The organism is Halomonas sp. (assembly GCF_014859505.1).
Classification (GTDB): Bacteria; Pseudomonadota; Gammaproteobacteria; order Pseudomonadales; family Halomonadaceae; genus Halomonas.
Genome location: NZ_JACUUD010000185.1, coordinates 1 through 4,405 on the forward strand (window position 1 = coordinate 1; position 4,405 = coordinate 4,405).

At 66.6% G+C, this 4,405-nt stretch carries 4 protein-coding genes and 1 pseudogene; 3 read left to right on the forward strand and 2 right to left on the reverse strand.

The annotated features are described in order from the left end of the window. Positions 1-1,281, reverse strand: a 1,281-nt coding sequence (locus IBX53_RS14950) for an ABC transporter ATP-binding protein (RefSeq protein ID WP_290910820.1), incomplete at its 3' end; no start/stop codon positions are given. Between the two features lie 40 nt (positions 1,282-1,321). Next, positions 1,322-1,816 carry an ABC transporter permease gene (locus tag IBX53_RS14955; RefSeq protein WP_290910821.1) on the reverse strand — a complete coding sequence of 165 codons (495 nt, stop codon included), beginning with the start codon at positions 1,814-1,816 and terminating at the stop codon, positions 1,322-1,324. 139 nt (positions 1,817-1,955) lie between these two features. Between IBX53_RS14955 and IBX53_RS14960 the strand changes: the two genes are divergently transcribed. The 3 genes and pseudogenes from IBX53_RS14960 to IBX53_RS14970 all read left to right on the forward strand — a co-directional run. After that, positions 1,956-3,143, forward strand: a complete 1,188-nt coding sequence (locus IBX53_RS14960; protein WP_290910824.1) for a transposase — start codon at positions 1,956-1,958, stop codon at positions 3,141-3,143. Between the two features lie 441 nt (positions 3,144-3,584). Beyond that, positions 3,585-4,097, forward strand: a pseudogene (locus tag IBX53_RS14965) (IS21 family transposase); the annotation flags it as partial. Further along, positions 4,094-4,405 (forward strand): ATP-binding protein (locus IBX53_RS14970; protein WP_290910827.1); only part of this gene is annotated, 312 nt, incomplete at its 3' end. The pseudogene IBX53_RS14965 and the gene IBX53_RS14970, both read left to right, overlap by 4 nt.

Here is a 4,405-nt window from a genome sequence, read left to right on the forward strand (position 1 = left end):
TCTCGGCAGGCCCACCCGCTCGGCGAGCTCCTCCACGCGCTGGCGACGCTCACGTGAGGCGTGCTGGCCCAGGCGCATCAGCGGATCGGCAATCGAGCGGCGTGCGCTCCAGCGCGGGTTCAGGCTGTCGGTGGGATCCTGGAACACCATCTGCAGCTGGCTGCGCAGTGCGTGGCGGGCAAAGGCCTTGGCCGGTATCACCGCCAGGTCGGTGCCGGCAAAGCGCAGGGCGCCGCTGGTGGGGTCCAGCAGCCGCATGACCATGGCCGAGGTGGTGGACTTGCCGCAGCCGCTTTCTCCCACCAGGCCCAGGCTTTCCCCTTCATGCACGGTGAAGCTGAGATCGTCCACGGCGCGCACGGCATCCGTGTCGTCGGCGTTGCCGAAGGTCTTGACCAGATGCTCGACCTCCAGCAGCGGTGTGCCCAGCGGGCGCGCCCTGGGGGTGGTCCGGCGCGTATCGTCGAGGGGCAGCAGGTCGGCGACCTGGGCATCGAGCCTCGGCGTGGCGCGCATCAGGCGCTGGGTATAGGGGTGTCGCGGGCGGGCAAACAGCTGCTCCGTGGCGCCCGACTCCACGATCCTGCCCTTCTCCATCACCACGATGCGATCGCAGTAGCTGGCGGCCAGGCCCAGGTCGTGAGTGATCAGCAGGGTGGCCATCTGCCGCTCGGCGGCGAGCTCCACGATCAGGTCCATGACCGCTTTCTGGGTGGTGACGTCCAGGCCGGTGGTCGGCTCGTCCGCCACCAGCAGCTGGGGACGGCAGGCCAGGGCAATGGCAATCACGATGCGCTGGCACATCCCCCCGGAGAGCTCGAACGGGTAGGCGTGATAGCGCTGCTCCGCGTCGCGAATCTTGACGGCTTCGAGCATCTGGATGGCTTTGTGGCGCGCATTGCCCCGGGTGGCCAGGCCATGCTGGATCAGCACGTCCTCGATCTGGCGGCCGACCGCCCGGATCGGGTTGAGGGCCGCGCGGGGGTTCTGGAAGATCATCGACAGCTCACGGCCGCGCATCTCGCTCATGGTGCGCTCGGTGGCGCCGCCGATATCGACCCCGCCGAAGACGATGCTGCCGTTCGCGATCTTGCCGGCGCGGTCCAGGATGCGCAGCAGCGCATAGGAGGTGACCGACTTGCCGGATCCGGACTCGCCGACGATGCCGAGCGTCTCGCCCTTGTGCAGATGAAGTTCGACCTGCTGGACGGCGGTGACGGTGCCGTTACGCGTGGCGAACTCCACGGTGAGATCGTGAATGTCGAGCAGTGGCTTTCTCATGGGGTGGCTCCTCGAGCAGGGGGGCTCAATCACGGATGGGTCAGGTACGGCGTTGCGGATCGACGAGATCGCGCAGGCCGTCGCCCAGCAGGTTGAAGGTGAACACGGCCAGCATCAGGGCGAGGCCGGGGAACAGGGCCAGCCACCAGTGACCGGAGATGATGTAGTTGGCCCCCTCGGCCACCATGATTCCCCACTCGGGGGTGGGCGGCGTGACGCCCAGGCCAATGAAGGAGAGGCCGGCGGCATTGAGGATCGCCCAGCCCATGTTCAGCGAGATCTGGACCATCATCGGCGGCAGGGAGTTGGGAAAGATCTGGAAGGCGAGAATGCGCCAGTCGGCGTTGCCCGAGAGGCGTGCCGCCTGCACATAGCCGGCGTTGCGGCGCACGGCCACCTCGGTGCGCGCCATCCGCGCATAGAAGGGCAGGTTGATGATCGCCGTGGCGTAGATGATGTTCTCCAGGGTGTTGCCGGCCGCCGCGACGATGCCCATGGCCAGCACGAACAGCGGGAAGGCCATGATGGTGTCCATCCAGAATCCGCAGGGTACCCACACCGACCAAGGTGTGCGGGGGAATGCGGTGTGAGCCGAAGGCTCACTGGGGAGCCCTTTGCGAGTCCCGTTGCCGCTGCTAGCATGTGGATATATATACAGTCATGGAGCGGTCTTGATGAAGCGCCAGCTCGGTTTGAAGTATCGCCTTGACCCGACGCCCCAGCAGGCGGCGCGGCTGCGCGTACTGACCGGACATGCACGCTTCGTCTGGAATCACGCCTTGGCCGAATGCCTCGCCGCCCGGGAGCGGGGCGAACGGGTGCCGCGCTATGCCACCATGGCCGGCTGGATCACCGCCTGGAAACGCCAGGAGGCCACGGCCTTTCTCACCGAGGCCTACACCGACAACCTCCAGCAGAAGCTCCGCGACCTCGACACGGCCTGGCGGCGACATTTCACGCCGGGGCTGGCCGCTGATGCGCCTCGCTTCAAGAAGAAAGGCAAGTCGCGGGACGCCATCCGCTTCGTCAATTTCCCCAAATACTGCCGGCTCGATCATCGCCGCGTGAAGCTGCCTGCCGGCTTGGGCTGGGTGCGTTTTCGCCAGTCGCGTCCGGTCGAGGGAAAGATCACCAGCTGCACCGTGGGCCTTGATGGCGGCCACTGGCACATCAGCTTCCAGGTCGAGATCGCGGTGGAGGCACCGCCCAGGCACCCGGCCACCGCCGCGGTGGGCCTGGACATGGGGGTGGCGCACTTCGCCGTGGATTCCCACGGCATGCCCCATGCCGGGCGCAACAGCTTCCGGCAACTGGAACAGCGTATCGCCACGGCGCAGCGCCGACTCACGCACAAGACCCGGTTCTCCCAGAACTGGAAGAAGCAGAAAGCGCGCATCGCCCGGCTGCACCAGAAAGCCGCCAACGTCCGTCGCGACATCCTCCATAAGCTCTCGACCACCATTTGCCAAAACCACGCCATGGTGGCCATCGAGGATCTGCGGGTGTCCAATATGACGGCCTCGGCCAAGGGTTCCCTGGCGGCACCGGGCAAGCGGGTGAAACAGAAGGCGGGGTTGAACAAGGCCATTCTTGACCAAGGCTGGTTTGAGTTCAGGCGCCAGATCACCTACAAGCAGGCGTGGCGTGGCGGCCTGCTGATTGCCGTGCCGCCACACCACACCAGCCAGACGTGCCCCGAGTGCGGGTATGTCGAGGCGGCCAACCGCCTGAGCCGAGCGTCCTTTTGCTGCCAGGCCTGCGGGCATGCCGACCACGCCGATGTCGTCGGCGCCCGGAACATCCTGGCGAAAGCGCATGAGCAGCTGTCAGGGCAGGCCCTGCCCGTAGCGCCTGTGAAGTGAACGGTGCGGTAAGGCCGTCAGCAGCAGGAACTGGCCACCCGAGCGATCGGGCTGGCACCCGACAGGGAATCCTCTTCCTGAGTCGCGACAGCGCGAAGGGAGGGGAGGAGGTCAAGAATAGGGTGTCATCGACCAGCTGGGCGATGTCGTCGCTGTGGTAGTTCGAAGAGTTGAACAGGTTGCCTTCGATGTAGGCCCAGAAGAAGTAGTAGCAGGGGGTGTTGAGCCAGCCGCCGGAGTTCTCCAGGTGTAGCGGCAGCTGCTTGTCGACCAGAGCGCGGGTCCGCCAGTTGGCACCGGGGATGCGGTCCAGGGTGACCTTGATACCGATCTGGCCAAGCGCTTCCTGAATCAGCAGGGCGGTGGATTCTGCCCAGTCGGCCTGGCCAAGATCGAAGGAGAGCGGGACCTCGAACCCGTCGGGGTAGTCGGACTCCGCTATCTGTAGGGTCCCGGCTGATTGGCCATCAGCTACGGGTGTGCTTGTATGACGATCGCCTTGAGCTGTTCATCGGCGGCAGCGCGCTGATGACCCTGCCCCGCGGGCGTGCCCAGCGCGGCGGCCGGCACGGCCATGTGGTCAACTACCATCACGTCATTCATGCCCTGCGGCGCAAGCCAATGGCGTTGTTGAACCTGGTCTACCGCGACCAGCTGTTCCCGCGCGAAGCCTATCGGCGCACCTTCGACGCCTTGCTCGCCGGAGGGGACGCCCGCCCGGCCTGCCGCTGCATGGTCGGCCTGCTGGCCCTGGCCCACGAGCGGGGCTGTGAAGCGGCACTCGCGCAGCACCTGGAGGCGCTACTCGAGGCCGGCGAGTTGCCGCACCTCGACACGCTGCGCGAGCGCTTCGGTCCCGCCCCGAGCGAGTTGCCTCACGTCGAGGTGCGACTGGGGTCGTTGGTGGACTATGACGCGCTGATGGACCAACCGGTCATGGGAGGGGTGGCATGAAAGCTTCCTCGATGACCGATGCCGCGCGGCTCGCCCTGATGCTCAACGACCTGCGCCTGCCCACCATCAAGGCGGTGTGGTCGCGCTTCGCCGACCAAGCGGATCAGGAGGGCTGGCCGGCGGCGCGGCTGCTGGCCACCCTCGCCGAACACGAGCTCGCCGAGCGTGCCCGGCGCCGGCTCGAACGCCACTTGAGCACTGCCCGGCTGCCGCCGGGCAAGACGCTCGACAATTTCGACTTCTCGGTGGTGCCGATGGTCTCCCAGGCCCAGGCGATGGCGTTGACCAGCGGTGACCGCTGGCTCGAC

Coding starts and splice junctions, on each gene's coding strand:
- IBX53_RS14955 (WP_290910821.1), bottom strand. CDS start 1,816: ATGGACACCATCATGGCCTTCCCGCTGTTCGTGCTGGCCATGGGCATC.
- IBX53_RS14960 (WP_290910824.1), top strand. CDS start 1,956: ATGAAGCGCCAGCTCGGTTTGAAGTATCGCCTTGACCCGACGCCCCAG.